Raw genomic sequence first — 18,641 nt, 5'->3', positions numbered from 1 at the left:
TCGATGGGCAAAGGGCCGGGCGCGGTCGATATCCTGGCGCGAAGGCGCGCAACACGTCCATCTCGGACACGTCATGGGCAGGTATACCCGAAGGACGCTCAAGTCTGGTGTGCGCCACGCCGATGACACAAATAATACTGGCCCGACAGAGGCCATACAGGGATCAGAACCCATTACGTAAGACGGAGACAACAGTATGTTGCGTAGCTTTTCCATCAAGGCACGCCTCGGCATCACGATGGCGCTATTGGCGGCATTATTGATTCTGTTGGGGGCGCTCGGCATTGCGGGCATGACACGTACCGGCGCGGCCCTTCGGGAGACATACGCCAATCACCTCGCCGCCACGGTGGCGCTCGGCAAGGACAACGCCACCCTCGCGCGCACCCGCGCCATTCTCGATCGCGTGGTGCTGCATCCGGAATCGCCCGATGGGGACAAGATTGCCAAACGTGCACGCGGCATGATCAAGGATGCGAACGCGGCGTGGGCGGCCTATCAGGCGTTGCCGCGCGGTGCCGAGGAACAGCGGATGGCCGATGAGGTCGCTGCCCGGCGCGAGGTCTTCTTCCAGCAGGGCATGAATCCAATGCTCGCCGCCATCGATGCGCGAGATCGCACGGCCATGGACGAGATCACCATGCACGTGCTGCCCAAGCGCTACGCCGAGCTCACGGCCGCCAGCGACGCGCTGGCCGCGTACAAACTGAAGCTCGGGCACGACACGTACGAGGCGTCGATGACCGAACTGGTGGCATTCCGCTGGCTGAGCATCGGCGCTACGGCGCTCGGCGTGCTCATGGCGATCGCCTGCTACTTCTCGCTGCGCGGCGCGATCATGCGCCCGCTCGGTGAAGCGCTGACGCACTTCGAGCACATTTCGGCGGGCCAGCTCGACAACCCGGTGCACGCGCGTGGCAAGGACGAAATGTCGACGCTCATGCGCGGGCTCGAAGCGATGCAGTCGCGACTCGCGGACACGATTCGCGGTGTGCGCCGCAGTTGCGATGCGATGGCGACGGCCACAGCCGAAATTTCGGCGGGCAACACCGACCTGTCGGCGCGCACCGAAGAGCAGGCCGCGTCGCTCGAGGAGACGGCGTCGTCGATGGAGCAACTGACCGCCACGGTCAAGCAAAACGCCGACAACGCGCGTCAGGCGAGCCAACTGGCCGTCAATGCCTCGGATATCGCGTCGCGTGGCGGTCAGGTCGTCGCGCGCGTCGTCGACACGATGCAGGGTATCTCGACGAGTTCGTCGCAGGTGGTGGACATCATCGGTGTGATCGACGGAATCGCCTTCCAGACCAATATCCTCGCCCTGAACGCCGCCGTGGAAGCGGCTCGTGCTGGCGAGCAGGGCCGCGGATTCGCCGTGGTGGCAGGCGAAGTGCGCACGCTGGCGCAGCGCAGTGCCACGGCCGCGCGCGAAATCAAGGCGCTCATCGAGACCTCGGCGCAGAAGGTGGCCGATGGCTCGACGCTGGTGGCGGAAGCCGGGCGCACGATGAACGACATCCTGCAAGCGGTGCAGCGCGTGACCGACATCATGGGGGAGATCTCGGCGGCGTCGGACGAGCAGAGCGGTGGCATCGAGCAGGTAAATCGGGCTGTCACGCAGATGGATGCCGTCACGCAGCAGAATGCGGCGCTCGTGGAGCAAGCCGCGGCCGCCGCCGCGTCGCTGGAGGATCAGACGCATGCGCTTCGCGAGGAGATGGCGCGCTTCCGGTTGGGCGACGAGAGTCAGGCAAGCGGCGCGGCAAGACGTCCGGCCTTGCACGCCGTGGAGACATCGCCGCTTTCCCTGGCCGCTTGAGCAACGCGTAGCCGTCCACCGTCCGGCGACGTGGCTGGGGCGTGGCGAGGGTGTGGCAGGGGCGTGACGGCAGCGTGAAAGGGGCGCGAAAGGAGCGTGAAAGAGGCGTGAAAGCGGAGGCGTGAAAGGGGCGTGGCATGGGCGTGTTCATGGCGGCAGTGCGCCGAACCGGGTAACATTGCCCATCTTTTGCTCAGTTGAGGGTGGCGAAGTATGAAGCGAGTGGTGCTGATGGCGGCGGTGGCCGTGCTGGCTGGCGGAGTGGCCGGGTGTGGCCCGATCAACCAGATGAGCCGGCCCGATCCGGCAGCGGGGCGACTGCTCGACCTGGGGACCGGGGCCGATCGCTTCATGGTGCTCAACTGCATCTATCATGGCTGGAGCGCGCTGGCGCCGAACGTCGAATCGACGTCGTACGCGCGTGAGGGGGCGGACCGCGTGCGTGTCTATCGTGGTCAGGGCGCTGATGGCAAAGCCATCTACAACCCGTATGTCGATGTGATGCAGGGCGGCTTCGGTGCGCGTTTGCAGTATTTCGAAATTCCCGGCAGCCACCTGCCGCGCGACTATGAACAGACGGTCAAGCGCTGCATGGTGCCGTACTCGGGCAGCAGCGACTGAGGGTCGGCCGCGGTACGATGGTGGCTCAGCCGCGCCGACAACAAAACGCCACGGGAGACCGTGGCGTTTTCATTGATGCCTGCCAAGTGTCGGCAAGGCGCCTGCGCCGTGCCGACGATGCTCCGACGATGCTCCGACGATGCTCCGACGATGCTCCGACGATGCTCCGACGATGCTCCGACGATGCTCCGGGCGATGATGCTGCTCAGCCGTGGAAGTCCTCGCGGGCTTCGATGACGGCCTTGACCACGCCCTGGCGCACGAGGAAATCACCGAATTTCTCGCCAGCATCGCGCAACCTGGCGTACTGCGCGAAGAGCGGCGTGAGTTCGGCCACGATCTGGTCTTCGTTGAGCGATTCCTTGTACAGCTTGTTCAGGCGCTGGCCGTGGAAGCCCGCGCCGAGGTACAGGTTGTACTTGCCGGCCGACTTGCCGACCAGACCGATCTCGGCGATGTAAGGACGAGCGCAGCCGTTCGGGCAGCCGGTGGCGCGCACAGTGATCGGCTCGCCCGCAAGCCCCGCGTCGTCGAGCACTTTCTCAAGTCGCGTGACCAGGCCGGGCAGGGCGCGCTCGCTCTCGGCCAGTGCCAGACCGCACGTCGGGAAGCCGACGCAGGCCATGGCGTTGATGCGCAACGCACTTTGATGTTTGCCGTCGAGCAGGCCGTATGCCTTTACCAGGGCATCGATCTGCGGCTTGTCGGCATCGCTCACGCGCCCGATGATCAGGTTCTGGTTGCCGGTGATGCGGTAGTCGCCCTGATGCACCTTCGCGATCTCGCGCAGCCCGGTCATCAGACGGTAGTCGTCCCAATCCTTCACGCGCCCGTTCTGGATGAAGAGCGTGAGATGCCAGAGATCGTCCGCGCCCTTGAGCCAGCCGTACTGATCGCCGTTGGTTGTGAACGCGAACGCGCGCTCAGGCGCCAGATCCCAGCCGAGATACCGGTTGAGGGTTTCCTTGAACCAGGCCACACCACGGTCGTCGATGGTGTACTTCAGGCGCGCATGCTTGCGGTTGCCACGGTCACCGAAGTCGCGCTGCACGAGCAGCACCTTCTCGGCGACGTCGACGATGCGATCGGCCGGCGTATAGCCGATGACGCTCGCCGTGCGCGGGTACGTCGCGGCGTCGCCGTGCGTCATGCCCATGCCACCGCCGACCGTCACGTTGAAGCCTTCGAGCTTGCCGTCGTCGCCCACGATGGCGATGAAACCCAGGTCGTTGGCGTAGAGATCGACGTCGTTGTTCGGCGGAATCGCGATGGCGATCTTGAACTTGCGCGGCAGATAGTGCTTGCCGTAGATCGGCTCGTGATCCTCCTTGCCCGCGCCCAGACGCTTGTCGCCCAGCCAGATCTCGCGATACGCCGTGGTCTGCGGCAACAGGTGCTGATCGATCTTCAGGCACCAGTCGAGCGCCTCGGCGTGGGCGGGCGACTGGTGCGGATTGTTCGAGACGAGCGTGTTGCGATTGACGTCGCCGCACGCGGCAATACTCGTCATCGCGACCTCGTCGATGCCCTTGATGAGCGGTCGCAACTGGTGCTTGAGCACGTTGTGATACTGCACCGTCTGACGCGTGGTCAGGCGAATCGTGTTGCCGCCGTACTTCTGGGCGAGATCGTCGAGCTTGAGCCATTGCGCGGGCGTGCACACGCCGCCCGGCATGCGCAGCCGGATCATGAACTGATAGGCCGGTTCGAGCTTCTGCTTCTGCCGCTCGGCGCGCAGGTCGCGGTCGTCCTGCATGTAGGAGCCGTGGAACTTGAGCAGTTGGGCGTCCTTCTCGAAGATCGCGCCCGTGAGCGGGTCGGCCAGACCTTCGGCGATGGTGCCACGCAGGTAATGGCTGGCGTCTTTGATCTTCTCGACTTCGGAGCGCGGCGCCGTCGAGGCGTCGCCGGCTTGCGTGGGTTGCGTCATGTGAGCGGCTCTATCGGTCAGCGCGGGGGTGCCGCGCGGGTCTTGTCGGGGGGGGGCGGGCGAACGCGTGTCGGATGCGCGGGATCCGCGATCAGTACACGTCGCGCTGGTAGCGCTTTTCGCGTTGCAACGTCTTCACATACTCGGCGGCGGCGTCCGGCGTCAGCCCCCCGTGTTCCGTCACGATGTCGACGAGCGCGGCGTTCACGTCGCGCGCCATCTGGTCGGCATCGCCGCACACGTACAGGTGGGCACCTTCCTGCAACCACGCGTACAGTTCCTTGCCTTGTTCGCGCATGCGGTGCTGCACGTAGATCTTGTCTTCAGTGTCGCGCGAGAACGCGAGGTCGATCTTCGTGAGCGCACCGTCCTTCACATAGCGTTGCCATTCTCGCTGATAAAGGAAGTCCGTGCGGAAGTTTCTGTCGCCGAAGAACAGCCAGTTCTTGCCCGGCGCGTCGAGGGCCTGGCGCTCCTCGACAAAGGCCCGGAACGGGGCGATGCCGGTGCCCGGGCCGATCATGATGACCGGTGCGTGGCTGTCCCGCGGCAACTTGAAGTTCCGGTTCGCTTCGATATAGACCGGCACCGTCTGGCCTTCGCGGGCGATGTCGGCGAGGTAGGTCGATGCCACCCCGCGACGCGCACGGCCGTGGCTGTCGTAGCGGACGGCGCCGACGGTGATGTGCACGGCACCCGGATTGGCGGCCAGACTCGAGGCGATCGAGTACAGGCGCGGCTGAAGCGTGCGCAGCGTGCCGACGAACTCGGCCGCCTTGACCTTGCGGGCGGGGAACTGGCGCACGACGTCGATCACGTCGCGGCCATTCAGATACTCGCGCAACGCCGTTTCGTTGCCGGCGCCAAGCAGTGCCTTCAGTTCGCTGGACTCGGCCAGCGCGGCGTACTTTTCCAGGAAAGCGCGCGAGAGCGTCGTGATGTCGTAGGCGCGTAGAAAGGCATCGCGCAGCGACAGCGTGCTGTCCTGCGTGGTCGTGGTGGCCTGCGGGTCGAGGGCCAGTGTGTCGATGAGCGTGTCGACGAGCGCCGCGTCGTTCTGCGCGACGACGCCCAGCGCGTCGCCCGGCTCGTACGTGAGGCCAGAGCCTTCGAGCGAGAGTTCGATGTGATGGACTTCCTTGGACGAGCCACGTCCCGAGAGCGTGACGTTCTCGATCACGGTGGCGTCGAACGGCTGCTTGCGGCTGTATGGGCTCGATGCCGATGCCGATGCCGGTGCGATGCCGCTCGCGAGTGCGGCGAGGCTGAAACCTTCGGGCACGCCAGCCGTTTTGCCGGGAGCCGCCGGCGCCGCCACACTCGCCAGTGCCTGGAGGGTGTCTTCGATCCAGCGCTCGGCCGGCGCGTCGTAGTCGACGTCGCTGTCCATGCGAGGCACGAGCCGTTGCGCGCCCAGCGCGGCCAGCCGTGCATCGAAGTCTTTGCCGGCCTGGCAGAACTTTTCATAGCTCGAATCGCCCAGGCCGAGCACCGCGAAGCGGGTGCCGTCGAGCTGGGGGGCTTTCGCGCCGTGCAGGAAATCGTAAAAGTCGCGCGCGTCGTCAGGCGGTTCGCCTTCGCCTTGCGTGGACACGGCAACCAGCAACAGCTTGTCGTTCTTCAGACGCGAGGCCTTGTAATCCCCCATGGCGAACAGGTCGACCTTGAAGCCCGCGGCGACGGCACGCGCCTTGGCGTGCTCGGCCACTTCCTGCGCGTGCCCGGTCTGGGAGCCATAAAGGATTGTCAACAGCGGGGCGGCTGGCGCGGCGCTGGCTGCAACGCCCGTCGGCGCACCGGCTTGTCGCACCGAGTGGTTGATGCCGGCGAGAAAACCTCGCACCCAGGCGAGCTGCTCGCCGGAAAGGCCGTCGACCAGTTGGCTGAGCATCTGGGCTTGCTGGGCGGAAAGCGGTGTCGTCTCTTGCATGTCGTTCATGGCTCCAGGGGCCGGACCTGGACGCCAGCCCTGGCGGGGTGTTCCCGTCGAGCCACCCCCAGACGGACCGGCAAGGGGATACACAACACGATATCGGCTGGTCCTTAGAAATTAAAATAATAAAATTTAATTTTTATATATCGAATTTCCATATAGACACAAGGCGCAAGCGGGGCGGTGCCGCGTGAGCCTGCGACGCATGCGGCGGGTACGCCGGAAGTCCCCGTGTGACGGCTTTCCGGGGCGGTGGGTGCTGGGAAAACGTGCTATGCTCCTCGCCGTGATTGATCAGGTCCTTCCAAGCACCACTTGATTCACGCAATCCGCTAATCGGTCAGGCCGTGTCGCGGAAGGTTTCGTAACCCGCTATTTCTCGAGACACTCGTAGAAAAGGTGAGCGCAAAATGAGTTTGATGGAACAATTCCAAACGAACTCGTACCTCTTTGGCGGCAATGCCCCCTACGTCGAAGAACTGTACGAATCGTATCTAGATAATCCGGCTTCCGTGCCGGACAATTGGCGCCAGTATTTCGACGCGCTGCAAAACGTTCCCGCAGTGGATGGTTCCAACGCCAACGACGTGGCTCACGCCCCGATCGTGGAGTCGTTCGCCCAGCGCGCCAAGGCCAATGCCTTCGTGTCGCGTGCCGGCGCGTCCGACCTGGCTGTTGCCCGCAAGCAGGTGCACGTGCAGTCGCTCGTCGCCGCCTACCGCTTCCTGGGTGCGCGCTGGGCCAATCTGGACCCGCTCAAGCGTCAGGAACGTCCGGCCATTCCGGAACTGGAACCCGCGTTCTACGACCTGACCGAAGCCGACATGGACAGCGTGTACTCGGCCGAGAACACGTACTTCGGTTTCGAGCAGGCCAGCCTGCGCGACCTGCTCAAGTCGCTGCGCGACACGTACTGCGGCTCGATCGGCGCCGAGTACATGTACATCAGCGACCCGGTGCAAAAGCGCTGGTGGCAAGAGCGTCTGGAGAAGGTGCGTGCCACGCCCAACTTCAGCGCCGAGAAGAAAAAGCACATCCTCGAACGCCTGACCGCAGCCGAAGGCCTGGAGCGTTACCTGCACACCAAGTTCGTCGGCCAGAAGCGCTTCTCGCTCGAAGGCGGCGAATCGTTCATCGTGGCGATGGACGAACTCGTTCACCACGCCGGTGCCAAGGGCGTGCAGGAAATCGTGATCGGCATGGCCCACCGGGGCCGCCTGAACGTGCTGGTCAACACCCTCGGCAAGATGCCGTCGGACCTGTTCGCCGAATTCGAAGGCAAGCACGTCGACGACCTGCCGGCCGGTGACGTGAAGTATCACAAGGGCTTCTCGAGCGACGTCTCGACGAGCGGGGGTCCGGTTCACCTGTCGCTGGCGTTCAACCCGTCGCACCTGGAAATCGTGAATCCGGTGGTCGAAGGCTCGGCCAAGGCCCGTATGGACCGTCGCGGCGACGCCGACGCGGCCAGCGTGCTGCCGGTGCAAGTGCACGGGGACGCGGCGTTCGCGGGTCAGGGCGTCGTGATGGAAACGCTGAACCTCGCCCAGACGCGCGGTTACGGCACGCATGGCACGGTGCACATCGTCATCAACAACCAGATCGGCTTCACCACGTCGGACCCGCGTGACGCGCGTTCTACGACGTACTGCTCGGACGTGGTCAAGATGATCGAAGCGCCGGTGCTGCACGTCAACGGCGACGATCCGGAAGCGGTCGTGCTGGCCATGCAACTGGCCCTGGACTTCCGTCAGGAATTCAAGAAAGACGCCGTCGTGGACATCGTTTGCTACCGCAAGCTGGGCCACAACGAGCAAGACACCCCGGCGGTCACGCAGCCGCTGATGTACAAGAAGATTGCCCAACACCCGGGCACGCGCGCGTTGTACGTCGAAAAGCTGGTCACGCAAGGCGTGATCACGGCAGAAGAAGGCAATGGCTTCGTTGCCGCCTATCGCAAGGCGATGGACGACGGTCACCACACCGTTGACCCGGTGCTCTCGAATTACAAGAGCAAGTACGCGGTCGACTGGGTGCCGTTCCTGAACAAGAAGTGGACCGATGCCGGCGATACGGCCGTGCCGCTGAACGAACTCAAGCGTCTGGCCGAGCGCATCACCACGATCCCGGCGAACTTCAAGGTGCACCCGCTCGTCGAGAAGGTCATCAACGACCGTCGCAAGATGGGTGCGGGCGAGCAGCCGCTCGACTGGGGCATGGGCGAGCATCTGGCCTTCGCCTCGCTGGTCTCGTCGGGCTTTGCAGTGCGCCTGACCGGTCAGGATTCGGGCCGCGGCACGTTCACGCACCGCCACTCGGTGTTGCACGACCAGAACCGCGAGCGCTGGAACGATGGCACCTACGTGCCGCTGCAACACGTGGCCGACGGCCAGGCCAACTTCACGGTGATCGACTCGGTGCTGTCCGAAGAAGCCGTGCTGGGCTTCGAATACGGTTACTCGACTGCCGAGCCGAACACGATGGTGCTGTGGGAAGGCCAGTTCGGCGACTTCGCCAACGGTGCGCAGGTCGTGATCGACCAGTTCATCTCGAGCGGTGAAGTGAAGTGGGGCCGCGTTTCGGGCCTGACGATGCTGCTGCCGCACGGTTACGAAGGCCAGGGTCCGGAGCACTCGTCGGCGCGCATCGAACGCTACCTGCAACTGTGTGCCGACACGAACATGCAAGTGGTTCAGCCGACCACGCCGGCACAGATCTTCCACCTGCTGCGTCGTCAGATGATCCGCCAGTTGCGCAAGCCGCTGATCGTGTTCACGCCGAAGTCGCTGCTGCGCCACAAGGAAGCCGTGAGCGACCTGTCGGAACTCGCCAAGGGCGGCTTCCAGACGGTCATCGGCGAAACCGATGCGTCGATCGACGCCAAGAAGGTCAAGCGCGTGGTCGCCTGCTCGGGCCGCCTGTACTACGACCTGATCGCTCGCCGTCGCGAAGACAAGTCGACCGACGTCGCGATCGTCCGTGTGGAACAGCTCTACCCGTTCCCGCACAAGGCGTTCGAGAACGAGCTGAAGAAATACGAAAACCTCACCGAAGTGGTGTGGGCCCAGGACGAGCCGCAAAACCAGGGTCCGTGGTTCTACATCGAACACCACCTGATCGAAAGCATGAGCGCCGGTCAGAAATTGGCTTACGCGGGTCGCGCGGCTTCGGCCTCGCCTGCCGTGGGCTACTACGCCAAGCATTACGAACAGCTCAAGCAGCTGCTCGATACGGCTTTCGGTCGCCTCAAGGGCGCGACCGTGGTGCAGTAACCGGTTAGGTCTTACAGCGGTCGTCCTCCCCCAGGGACGGCCGCTGCCGTATTTCCGAATTGAACGTTTATCGAATCCAGGATCCAGAAATGGCCATTGTTGAAGTCAAAGTCCCCCAGTTCTCCGAGTCGGTTTCCGAAGGCACGCTGCTCGACTGGAAGAAGAAAGTCGGCGAAGCCATCGCCCAAGATGAAACCGTGATCGAAGTCGAAACCGACAAGGTCGTGCTGGAAGTGCCGGCGCCCGCCGCGGGTGTGATCGTCGAAGTGACCGCCGCCGCCGGCGATACCGTGACGTCCGAACAAATCATCGCCAAGATCGACACGGAAGCCAAGGCAGGCGCTGCCGCGCCGGTCGCCGCCAAGCCGGCGGAAGCCGCTGCACCGGCTGCCGCATCGGCCGCTGCGCCTGCCGCCGGTGGGGCATCGGGTGGCATCGCCAGCCCGGCCGCCGCCAAGGTGCTGGCCGAGAAGAACCTGTCGGCCGCGGACGTGGCCGGCTCGGGCCGCGACGGTCGCGTGACCAAGGGCGACGCCCTGGCCGCCGGCGCCAAGCCCGCCGCCGCCGCCTCGTCGATTCCGGCACCGGCCCAACGTGCCGCGCTGCCGTCGGTGGCCGCTTCGGTCGGCCGCGACACGTCGCTCGAAGGCCGTCCGGAACAGCGCGTGCCGATGTCGCGCCTGCGCGCCCGTATTGCCGAGCGCCTGCTGCAATCGCAACAGACCAACGCCATTCTGACCACGTTCAACGAGGTCAACATGAAGCCGGTGATGGATCTGCGCAACAAGTACAAGGACAAGTTCGAGAAGGAGCACGGCGTGAAGCTGGGCTTCATGTCGTTCTTCGTCAAGGCCGCCGTCCACGCGCTCAAGAAGTACCCGGCCGTGAACGCCTCGATCGACGGTAACGACATCGTCTATCACGGCTACTTCGACATCGGTATCGCGGTCGGTTCGCCGCGTGGTCTGGTGGTGCCGATTCTGCGCAATGCCGACCAGATGAGCCTGGCCGACATCGAGAAGAAGATTGCCGAATACGGCAAGAAGGCCGCCGACGGCAAGCTGTCGATCGAAGAAATGACCGGCGGTACGTTCTCGATCTCGAACGGCGGTGTGTTCGGTTCGATGCTGTCGACTCCGATCATCAACCCGCCGCAGTCGGCCATTCTGGGCGTGCACGCCACGAAGGACCGCGCGGTGGTGGAGAACGGCGAGATCGTCATTCGCCCGATGAACTACCTGGCCATGAGCTACGACCACCGTATCATCGACGGTCGCGAAGCCGTGCTGAGCCTCGTCGCCATGAAGGAAGCGCTGGAAGATCCGGCCCGCCTGCTGCTCGACCTGTAAGCGTTAGCGCGCACTGCGCGGTGTCGCCCGGCCATCCTCGCATGGCCGGCGCGCCGCGCCTCCCCCTGCCGTCTACCTTCAGTGAGTCACAAACAAAATGGCAAAAGAATTTGATGTAGTCGTTATCGGCGCCGGCCCCGGTGGTTATATTGCCGCCATCCGCGCCGCCCAACTCGGTTTCTCGGTTGCCTGCGTCGAGAAGTGGACCAACCCGACCGGCAAGATGGTGCTCGGCGGGACCTGCCTGAACGTCGGTTGCATTCCGTCGAAGGCGCTGCTCGCCTCGTCGGAAGAGTTCGAGAAGATCGGTCATCATCTGGCCGACCACGGGATCACCACGTCGGATGTCAAGATCGACATCGCGAAGATGCTCGCGCGCAAGCAAGGTATCGTCGACAAGATGACCGGCGGTATCGAATACCTGTTCAAGAAGAACAAGATCACGTGGCTCAAGGGTCACGGCACGATCGTGGCCAAGAACGACGGCGGCTATCAGATCGATGTGAAGGGTGCCGAGGCCGAATCGGTCACGGCCAGGAACATCATCATCGCCACGGGTTCGAAGGCTCGCCATCTTCCGGGTATGCCGGTCGACAACAAGCTCATCTCGGACAACGAGGGTGCGCTCTCGTTCGACACCGTGCCGAAGAAGCTCGGCGTGATCGGCGCCGGCGTGATTGGGCTGGAGCTGGGTTCGGTGTGGCGCCGTCTGGGTGCTGAAGTCACCGTGCTCGAAGCGATGCCGGAATTCCTGGCCGCCGCCGATGCCGGCGTGGCCAAGGAAGCCGCCAAGCAGTTCAAGAAGCAGGGTCTGGACATCAACGTCGGCGTGAAGGTCGGCGAAGTCAAGACCGGCAAGGACAACGTCACGATCAGCTACACGGACAAGGACGGCAACGCCAAGACGCTCGAAGTCGACCGTCTTATCGTGTCGGTCGGTCGCGTGCCGAACACTGATGAGCTGGGCCTGGGCAACATCGGTCTGGCGACCGACGAGCGCGGCTTCATCCCGGTGGACGACCACTGCCGCACCAAGCTGCCGAACGTGTACGCGATTGGCGACGTGGTGCGCGGCCCGATGCTCGCGCACAAGGCCGAAGACGAAGGCGTGCTGGTGGCGGAAGTCATCGCGGGCCAGAAGCCGCACATCGACTACAACTGCATTCCGTGGGTGATCTACACCTCGCCGGAAATCGCCTGGGTCGGCAAGACCGAGCAGCAGTTGAAGGCCGAAGGCCGTGAGTTCAAGCCGGGTCAGTTCCCGTTCGCGGCCAACGGCCGTGCGCTGGGCATGGGCTCGTCGGACGGTTTCGTGAAGGTGCTGGCCGATGCCAAGACCGACGAAATCCTCGGCGTGCACGTGATCGGTCTGAACGCCTCGGACCTGATCGCCGAAGCCGTGGTGGCGATGGAGTTCAAGGCGGCGTCGGAAGACATCGGCCGTATCTGCCATCCGCACCCGTCGCTGTCGGAAGTGATGCGTGAAGCCGCCCTCGATGTCGAGAAGCGCGCGCTGAACAAGTAAGTCGCTTCAGGCTGACGAGTACGATCAAAGGCGAGGCAACTCGCCTTTGTTTTTTCCCGATTTCCTCTGCCCCCCGGCCGGTCGCCGCACCGCATGAACGTTCGCGAATACTATCAACAGGAACTGGCCGCTCGCGGCTACGAGCCCGATGAGGCGCAGGAGCGCGCCGTCGAGCGTCTGCAACAGTGCTACGACGAATGGGCGGCATACAAGGCCAAGCGTTCGAACACCTTCAAGAAGTGGCTCGTGCATCCCGATCTGCCCAAGGGCGTGTACCTCTGGGGCGGGGTCGGCCGCGGCAAGAGCTTCCTGATGGACAGCTTCTACTCGGTGGTGCCGCTGCAGCGCAAAACGCGCCTGCACTTCCACGAGTTCATGCGCGAGGTGCATCATCAGTTGCAGGCGCTCAAGGGACAGCCCGACCCGCTCGACGAACTGGCCAAGCGCATCGCCAAACGGTATCGCTTGATCTGCTTCGACGAATTCCACGTGTCCGACGTGGCCGACGCCATGATCCTGCACCGCCTGCTTGCCGAGCTGTTCAAGAACGGCGTGCAGTTCGTAATGACGTCGAACTACCGTCCCGACACGCTCTACCCGGACGGCTTGCACCGCGACCGCGTGCTGCCCGCGATCCGGCTGCTCGAAGAGAAGCTCGACGTGCTCAACGTCGATGCCGGCGTCGACTATCGCCGCCGCACGCTGGCGCAGGTGCAGGTTTATCACTATCCCCTCGGCAACGAGGCGAATCGAGCGCTGCGCGCGGCGTTTGCCGAGATCGCCGGGGTGCCGGATGAAAGCCCGCTGCTGCACATCGAGCAGCGTGAGCTCAAGGCGCTGCGCCGCGCCGGCGGCGTGGTGTGGTTCGACTTCCATATGTTGTGCGGTGGCCCGCGCTCGCAGAACGACTATCTCGAACTGGCCAATCGCTTCCACACCGTTGTGCTGTCGGATGTGCCGAAGATGACGCCGCGCATGGCCTCGGAAGCACGCCGCTTCACGTGGCTCGTCGACGTCTTCTACGACCACAAGGTCAAGCTACTGATCTCGGCGGAAGTGGCGCCCGAGGAGCTGTATCAGGAGGGCACGCTCGCCAACGAATTTACGCGCACGGTCTCGCGTCTCGTGGAGATGCAGTCTCTGGAGTATCTCGAAGCGCCCCGGCGCGTGGTGGATACGTCGCTCACGTGAGCGTGGTGCGCGGCGCCTGAGTCTCGACGCGTCAATGGCTTCCGCGTAGGACTGAGTGCGAGATTCAGCGTGAGCGGGCGCCGCGGTCGCGCTGACGCGGATTGTCAGCGGGCGAGGGCGGGGGCGGGGGCGGTTGCCGCTGTTCGCGCAGATGGTTGTAGATGTCGCCGCGCAAGTCGCCCTGCGGCCGCACGTCCTGCGGTGGCGGCCGTGACGCTCCGGCCCGTGCGCCGCCGCGGTTGTCGCCATGTCCGTCCTGGCGCTCTGCACCTTGGACGAACCACCGTTGGAAAAACGGGCGGTTCGACGGCGGTTGGGCCGTTGCGCTCAGGGCGGCGACGGCCAGCATAATGCAACACGTCATCCGGACAAGTCGGGCATGACGCATCTTGCCACCTCCTTGTCGGTTGAACTGCCGCGTACCTTGCACGTGCGCGGCCTGTCGGATGGACGGGCGCCGGGACGTGACACGCAATTGGGGCTACGCTTCCAGAGTAAAAGGGCGCGGGGCCGCTTGCTGTAAAGATTTGTAAAGCAATGTAAGCCGGCAGGCGAGGGCGGCGAGACGTCGCCTACCATGCGCAGTTTGATCGACGGAGTTCTGCAATGCGTAAGCTGTCAACGATCGCGATATCCCTCGGGTCCCTGGTTGTCGTGCTGGGTCTGCTCTTCGGCTCGCCGTACTACACGTTGTGGCGGGCGCGCGACGCGGCCGATGCGCGCGATGCCAACGCGCTCTCCTCGTACGTCGATTATCCGGCCGTGCGCGAGAGCCTGAAATCGAGTTTCCACGACGAACTTTCGCGCCAGATGGACAAGCAGCGCGGCAACGCCTTCGGGGCGCTTGCCCTTGCGCTGGGCGGCTGGGTGTCGGATCGCGTGGTCGAGGCGCTGCTGACGCCGGAAGCCGTGGCGGCCATGCTGCGGGGCGACAGTACCGGATTGCCGCCCGTGCCCGGTGCGCCTGCGCCGCGCGACGCGGTACCTCAGGCGCCACAAGCGCAGGCCGCCCCGCCGGCGTCGGCCGACCCGTATGCGCCGGTGGTCCCTGCGGCGCCGAATGCCCCCGATGCCGGCTCGGGCGGCGCGTCGTCTTCCGCGGGCGATACGCCATCGCGCACGATCACTCGGACCGAGTTTCAGGACTTCAATCACTTCCTCGTGCATGTCTCGCGCAGCGACCGTCCGACGCGCGTCGTGACGTTCACACTGACGCGGCGCAATCTCGTGCAATGGCGTCTGACCGCGATTGCCTTGCCGCCGTTGTAATCGTCGACATCATGCGGATACCGGGAACGAAAATCGCCGTCGGCGCAATGCCGAGCGTCGCATCCTTGGGGCGTTGGTGCGCCGCCGCGCTCCTGTCGTCCAGTGCCGTCGTGGCGCTGGCGGCCGGGGACATGACGACGCCGGTCGGCGTATGGCGAATCGTCGACGATACCGGCGATGCGAAGGCACTCATCACCGTCGCCGAGCAGGACGGCGAATACGTTGGATCACTAACGAAAAGCCTCGGCAGGCGCGACGCACTCGAGCGTCGCTGCACCGCGTGCACCGATTGGCGCAAAGACAGGAAGCTCCAGGGGCTGCAGATCATTCGCGGCCTGCGTCGTGACGTGCAGCGCGACGAATATACCGGTGGGAAGATTCTCGATCCGGACAGCGGCCACGAATACGGCTGCCAGATGAAGGTTGTCGATGATGGCCGCAAGCTCGAAGTGCGAGGCTATTTCGGCATCTCGTGGCTCGGGCGCACCCAGACCTGGATACGGGAACCGTAATGCCATCCCATGGCGGGCGGATCGACGCCGGCCACCGCGCGCGGGCGGATTTCGCCTAGAGGACTTCCTCAGCACGGCGTCACGCCTTTGGCGTAATCTGCAAAGCGACTCGCGCGAATGGCGTTGCGGCGCTGGTGGTTGTCGCGAGTCCTACGACAATCAATTCCGTATCCGGGAGGATGACAATCATGAAGCAGATTTCGAACGCGACGTCGTGGCGACGGCTGGGCGCGCACGCGCTCATTGCGGTGGCATTGCTGGGTGGCGTTGCCAAGGCGGCCGTGGCGGCCAACGACATGTCGCCGGTCGGCGTGTGGAAGACCATCGACGACAATACCGGCAAGCCGAAGGCGCTCGTCACGATCACGGAAAAGGACGGAGAGTATGTCGGGGTCGTCACCAAGGGGCTTGGCGAAAACGACGATCCGGAGCGCGTCTGCACGGCCTGTACGGACGCACGCAAGGGGCAGAAGATGCTGGGCATGCAGATCATTCGCGGCATCCGCAAGGATGGCGACGTGTATGACGGCGGCAAGATTCTCGATCCGGAAAACGGCATGGAGTACAGCTGCAAGATCACGGTGATCGATGGCGGCAAGAAGCTCGACGTTCGCGGCTTCCTCGGCATTTCGCTGCTCGGTCGCACGCAGACCTGGATCCGCGACCAGTAAGCTCGCTTTGCCACCGCTCCTGCGAGGTAGACCCGAGCGGGACGACGCCCACAGCAGAAGAAGACTCGGACGAGCATTCGTCCGGGTCTTTTTTGTTGGCGTGCGAGCACAGTGTGACGGCAGCGCTGCTGCCAAGACTGGCTACGCGAAGGCGATGAAATGACAACGTGACAGCGGCGTGTTGCGTCCTCACACGCGTTTCGATCCGCGGGATGATCGCAAACACCGCGAACACCGCGAACACCGCGAACACCGAGAACACCGAGAACACCGAGAACACCGAGAACACCGAGAACACCGAGAACACCGAGAACACCGAGAACACCGCGATCACATTGCCGCGCGTGCGTCGTGGGCTCCGATGGCCTGACGCAAGACACGGCAAAGCCCGGCCAGTGTCGCTTCACTGTCCGGGTTCGCCGTCGCCGTTGGGTCAGCACCCCGCCGACGTCCCCCTCTCGCGATCCTGCGACGTCTTGCGATGTCGCGTTATTTGCCTAATCCACCGAGTAGTCCGGTCACCGGCGCGAGCAGGCCGCTGGTGGCGCCCGTGCTGCCGCCACTCCCCGACCCGACACTGGCGAGCGTCGTGAGCGGTGACGTGACGGTGCTCAGTAGCGTCGTGACAGGTGCCAGCGCCGTGCCTGCGCCACTGCTGCCACTGCCACTGGCGGCGCTCGTCACACCGCCCAACAAGCCCGTCACGGCCCCCAGCGGATTGTTGCCGGAGGCGCCCGTCGCACTCGTGAGCCCACCGAGCAGTCCGGTGAGGGATCCGAGCGGATTGGTACCGCCGGACGTAGTAGGCGTCACGGTGGTGTTCCCCACGCTGGCGAGCACGTTGCCGAGCGCATTGGGTTGCGTGGTGCCGGTAGTGCCTGAGAGCAGGCCACCCGCGCTCGTGACGGTGTTGCCCAGCGCCATCAGCGGATTGCCCAGGCTTGCGGTGGCCGCGTTCGGTGCGGCAGACTTGACCTGCGCGCCGGTCGAATTCAATGCGCCGCCCAGGGTGCCCAGCAGACCGGCCACCGGCGTGCCCAGACCGGTGGTGCTGCCGAGCGTTTGCGCGGTTGTCACGACGGTATTCGTGATCGGTGTGATGGCCGACGAGAGGGGCGTCGCTGCCTGAACGACCGGGGCGCTCGTCAGTGCCTGCGTGAGTGCGGCGCCGCCTTGCACACCGCCCTGACCGACCGTCGCGACGGCGGTGCCCAGCACACCGGTGAGCGTGTCGACCGGTGTGTTCGCCAGCGGACCGCTCTTGCCGATGCCGGCAATGCCGCTACCGAGCGATACCCCGGCATTGCCGAGATCGGACACGACACCGCCCGTGTTCGCGAGCGTGGTGCCGACCGGGTTCGTGCCGGACGTGCCGAGTTGTCCCAGTCCGTTGCCCACGCCCGTACCCAGATCCGTGATGGCATTGCCGGTTTGCGTGAGCGCGCCGCCGAAGCCTTGCGTGGCTTGCGTCGACACGCCTGGCACCGTCGTGCCGGCGACCTGATTGCCGAGCGCGCTGACCACAGAGCCGACCGAACTGACGACACCGGTACTGCTCGTGGCCGGATTCGTCGGATTCGTCGGGTTCGTCGGCGTGACGGGATTTGTCGGGTCCGATGGGTTCGTCGGCGTATTCGCCGTGGCGCCGCTGCCGCCGCCCGAGCTGGAACAACCCGTGACACCGACGATGCTGGCCACCAGCACGGCCAGCATCGTGGGACGCAGAATCTTCGACATGACTTTTCTCCTCGTTGGGACCGTCGAGGCGCGCTCAACCCTTGGTCGACGTGCTTCGGCTGTGTGAGACCAGACCGGCGATGTCCTGATCGGCCTCGAAGCGAAGACGGAAGGTTTCGCTCTTCAGGGTGCGGATGCTTTGCACCAGAAAATCGTGGATCGCGGCCAGTTCGCTGTGGTCGTACGCCGCGCTGACCGCCGTGAGTTCGCGCGAGACCGACGACAGGAATTGTTCGATCTGCGCACAACGCGCTTCGATGGGGTGGATCATGACCATGCGCCGATCGTGCGGATTCTTCTCGCGCTCGACGAAGCCCGCGCGCTCGAGCCGGTCGATGACCGTGGTGATGCCGCCCGAGCTGACCCCCATGAGTTCCGCGAGCTGACCGGCGGTGATCGATTCGAGTTCGAGAATCAGATCAAGGGCATTCAGATCGGTGACGTTCAGGCCGAGCTGTTCGGCGAGCGCTGCGTGATAGAGCGCGGTGTACACGGCGAGCCGGCGCCCAAGCGAGCGGACGATGCCGGCGACGAGATCGTTGCGGTTCGTATGTCGGTCGCTCATGGTGCCGTGCGATGCGTTGAACGGGGAGGCGGTCGATGCCGCCCCGGAGGCGGCACCCGAATCGGCGCCGTGCGGCGTGTGGCGGTGGCTGGCGCTGAAGCCGTTGCCGGTATCGCGCATTGCCATGGGCTCGGAACGTTGCGGGGCGCTATCGCCATGACCGCGCATCAGAACGCTGGTGTCGGGAATGAAGCGGGCCATGGCATCTCCTTATCGATAAATCATGTGGTGCGCGCACGATGGGCGC

The 18,641-nt window shown here is 64.6% G+C and carries 13 protein-coding genes; 9 read left to right on the top strand and 4 right to left on the bottom strand.

The features are described from left to right. Positions 1 to 196: 196 nt before the first annotated feature. Together PEP31012_RS24145 and PEP31012_RS09565 are read left to right on the top strand one after the other, a co-directional pair. Positions 197 to 1,819 (top strand): methyl-accepting chemotaxis protein, encoded by a 1,623-nt coding sequence (locus PEP31012_RS24145; RefSeq protein WP_150589116.1) that lies wholly within the window; start codon positions 197 to 199, stop codon positions 1,817 to 1,819. Positions 1,820 to 2,032: 213 nt separating this feature from the next. After that, positions 2,033 to 2,440 carry a hypothetical protein gene (locus PEP31012_RS09565; protein WP_150589115.1) on the top strand — a complete coding sequence of 136 codons (408 nt, stop codon included), beginning with the start codon at positions 2,033 to 2,035 and terminating at the stop codon, positions 2,438 to 2,440. Positions 2,441 to 2,645: 205 nt separating this feature from the next. On the opposite strand, the gene PEP31012_RS09560 is transcribed toward PEP31012_RS09565, so the two are convergent. Both PEP31012_RS09560 and PEP31012_RS09555 read right to left on the bottom strand, forming a co-directional pair. Beyond that, a complete protein-coding gene (locus PEP31012_RS09560; RefSeq protein WP_150589114.1) occupies positions 2,646 to 4,370 on the bottom strand; it encodes an NADPH-dependent assimilatory sulfite reductase hemoprotein subunit in 1,725 nt (574 codons plus the stop codon). Positions 4,371 to 4,461: 91 nt separating this feature from the next. Further along, entirely contained in the window at positions 4,462 to 6,309 is a 1,848-nt protein-coding gene (locus PEP31012_RS09555) for an assimilatory sulfite reductase (NADPH) flavoprotein subunit (RefSeq protein WP_150589113.1), read from the bottom strand. A gap of 404 nt (positions 6,310 to 6,713) precedes the next feature. Here PEP31012_RS09555 and PEP31012_RS09550 point away from each other — a divergent pair, with 404 nt between their 5' ends. The 7 genes from PEP31012_RS09550 (at position 6,714) to PEP31012_RS09520 (ending at position 16,092) form a co-directional block, all read left to right on the top strand. Continuing rightward, positions 6,714 to 9,575, top strand: coding sequence for a 2-oxoglutarate dehydrogenase E1 component (locus PEP31012_RS09550; protein ID WP_150589112.1), 2,862 nt, complete (start codon positions 6,714 to 6,716; stop codon positions 9,573 to 9,575). Between the two features lie 89 nt (positions 9,576 to 9,664). Beyond that, positions 9,665 to 10,924, top strand: a complete 1,260-nt coding sequence (gene odhB, locus PEP31012_RS09545; RefSeq protein WP_150589111.1) for a 2-oxoglutarate dehydrogenase complex dihydrolipoyllysine-residue succinyltransferase — start codon at positions 9,665 to 9,667, stop codon at positions 10,922 to 10,924. Positions 10,925 to 11,021: 97 nt separating this feature from the next. Further along, complete coding sequence (gene lpdA, locus PEP31012_RS09540) at positions 11,022 to 12,449, top strand: dihydrolipoyl dehydrogenase (protein ID WP_150589110.1); 1,428 nt, start codon at positions 11,022 to 11,024, stop codon at positions 12,447 to 12,449. Positions 12,450 to 12,542: 93 nt separating this feature from the next. After that, positions 12,543 to 13,640, top strand: a complete 1,098-nt coding sequence (gene zapE, locus PEP31012_RS09535; RefSeq protein ID WP_150589109.1) for a cell division protein ZapE — start codon at positions 12,543 to 12,545, stop codon at positions 13,638 to 13,640. Between the two features lie 606 nt (positions 13,641 to 14,246). Next, the gene (locus tag PEP31012_RS09530) at positions 14,247 to 14,909 is read left to right on the top strand and encodes a DUF2939 domain-containing protein (RefSeq protein WP_150589108.1); all 663 of its coding nucleotides are present in this window, start codon (positions 14,247 to 14,249) and stop codon (positions 14,907 to 14,909) included. A gap of 110 nt (positions 14,910 to 15,019) precedes the next feature. Next, entirely contained in the window at positions 15,020 to 15,421 is a 402-nt protein-coding gene (locus PEP31012_RS09525) for a DUF2147 domain-containing protein (protein ID WP_246171215.1), read from the top strand. Between the two features lie 188 nt (positions 15,422 to 15,609). Beyond that, positions 15,610 to 16,092: a DUF2147 domain-containing protein gene (locus PEP31012_RS09520; RefSeq protein ID WP_150589106.1), complete on the top strand. Its 483-nt coding sequence runs from the start codon at positions 15,610 to 15,612 to the stop codon at positions 16,090 to 16,092. A gap of 489 nt (positions 16,093 to 16,581) precedes the next feature. Here PEP31012_RS09520 and PEP31012_RS09510 read toward each other — a convergent pair whose 3' ends face one another. Together PEP31012_RS09510 and PEP31012_RS09505 are read right to left on the bottom strand one after the other, a co-directional pair. After that, positions 16,582 to 17,829 carry a collagen-like triple helix repeat-containing protein gene (locus PEP31012_RS09510; RefSeq protein WP_150589104.1) on the bottom strand — a complete coding sequence of 416 codons (1,248 nt, stop codon included), beginning with the start codon at positions 17,827 to 17,829 and terminating at the stop codon, positions 16,582 to 16,584. A 34-nt stretch (positions 17,830 to 17,863) separates the two neighbouring features. Further along, complete coding sequence (locus PEP31012_RS09505; RefSeq protein ID WP_150589103.1) at positions 17,864 to 18,595, bottom strand: MarR family winged helix-turn-helix transcriptional regulator; 732 nt, start codon at positions 18,593 to 18,595, stop codon at positions 17,864 to 17,866. Positions 18,596 to 18,641 lie beyond the last annotated feature (46 nt).

The sequence above is a fragment of the Pandoraea eparura genome (assembly GCF_902459725.1).
Taxonomy (GTDB): Bacteria; Pseudomonadota; Gammaproteobacteria; order Burkholderiales; family Burkholderiaceae; genus Pandoraea; species Pandoraea eparura.
The sequence above is the reverse complement of the archived record's forward strand: the minus strand, read 5'-3'. Positions and strand labels throughout refer to the sequence as shown.

Coding starts and splice junctions, on each gene's coding strand:
- PEP31012_RS24145 (WP_150589116.1), top strand. CDS start 197: ATGTTGCGTAGCTTTTCCATCAAGGCACGCCTCGGCATCACGATGGCG.
- PEP31012_RS09565 (WP_150589115.1), top strand. CDS start 2,033: ATGAAGCGAGTGGTGCTGATGGCGGCGGTGGCCGTGCTGGCTGGCGGA.
- PEP31012_RS09560 (WP_150589114.1), bottom strand. CDS start 4,370: ATGACGCAACCCACGCAAGCCGGCGACGCCTCGACGGCGCCGCGCTCC.
- PEP31012_RS09555 (WP_150589113.1), bottom strand. CDS start 6,309: ATGAACGACATGCAAGAGACGACACCGCTTTCCGCCCAGCAAGCCCAG.
- PEP31012_RS09550 (WP_150589112.1), top strand. CDS start 6,714: ATGAGTTTGATGGAACAATTCCAAACGAACTCGTACCTCTTTGGCGGC.
- odhB (WP_150589111.1), top strand. CDS start 9,665: ATGGCCATTGTTGAAGTCAAAGTCCCCCAGTTCTCCGAGTCGGTTTCC.
- lpdA (WP_150589110.1), top strand. CDS start 11,022: ATGGCAAAAGAATTTGATGTAGTCGTTATCGGCGCCGGCCCCGGTGGT.
- zapE (WP_150589109.1), top strand. CDS start 12,543: ATGAACGTTCGCGAATACTATCAACAGGAACTGGCCGCTCGCGGCTAC.
- PEP31012_RS09530 (WP_150589108.1), top strand. CDS start 14,247: ATGCGTAAGCTGTCAACGATCGCGATATCCCTCGGGTCCCTGGTTGTC.
- PEP31012_RS09520 (WP_150589106.1), top strand. CDS start 15,610: ATGAAGCAGATTTCGAACGCGACGTCGTGGCGACGGCTGGGCGCGCAC.
- PEP31012_RS09510 (WP_150589104.1), bottom strand. CDS start 17,829: ATGTCGAAGATTCTGCGTCCCACGATGCTGGCCGTGCTGGTGGCCAGC.
- PEP31012_RS09505 (WP_150589103.1), bottom strand. CDS start 18,595: ATGGCCCGCTTCATTCCCGACACCAGCGTTCTGATGCGCGGTCATGGC.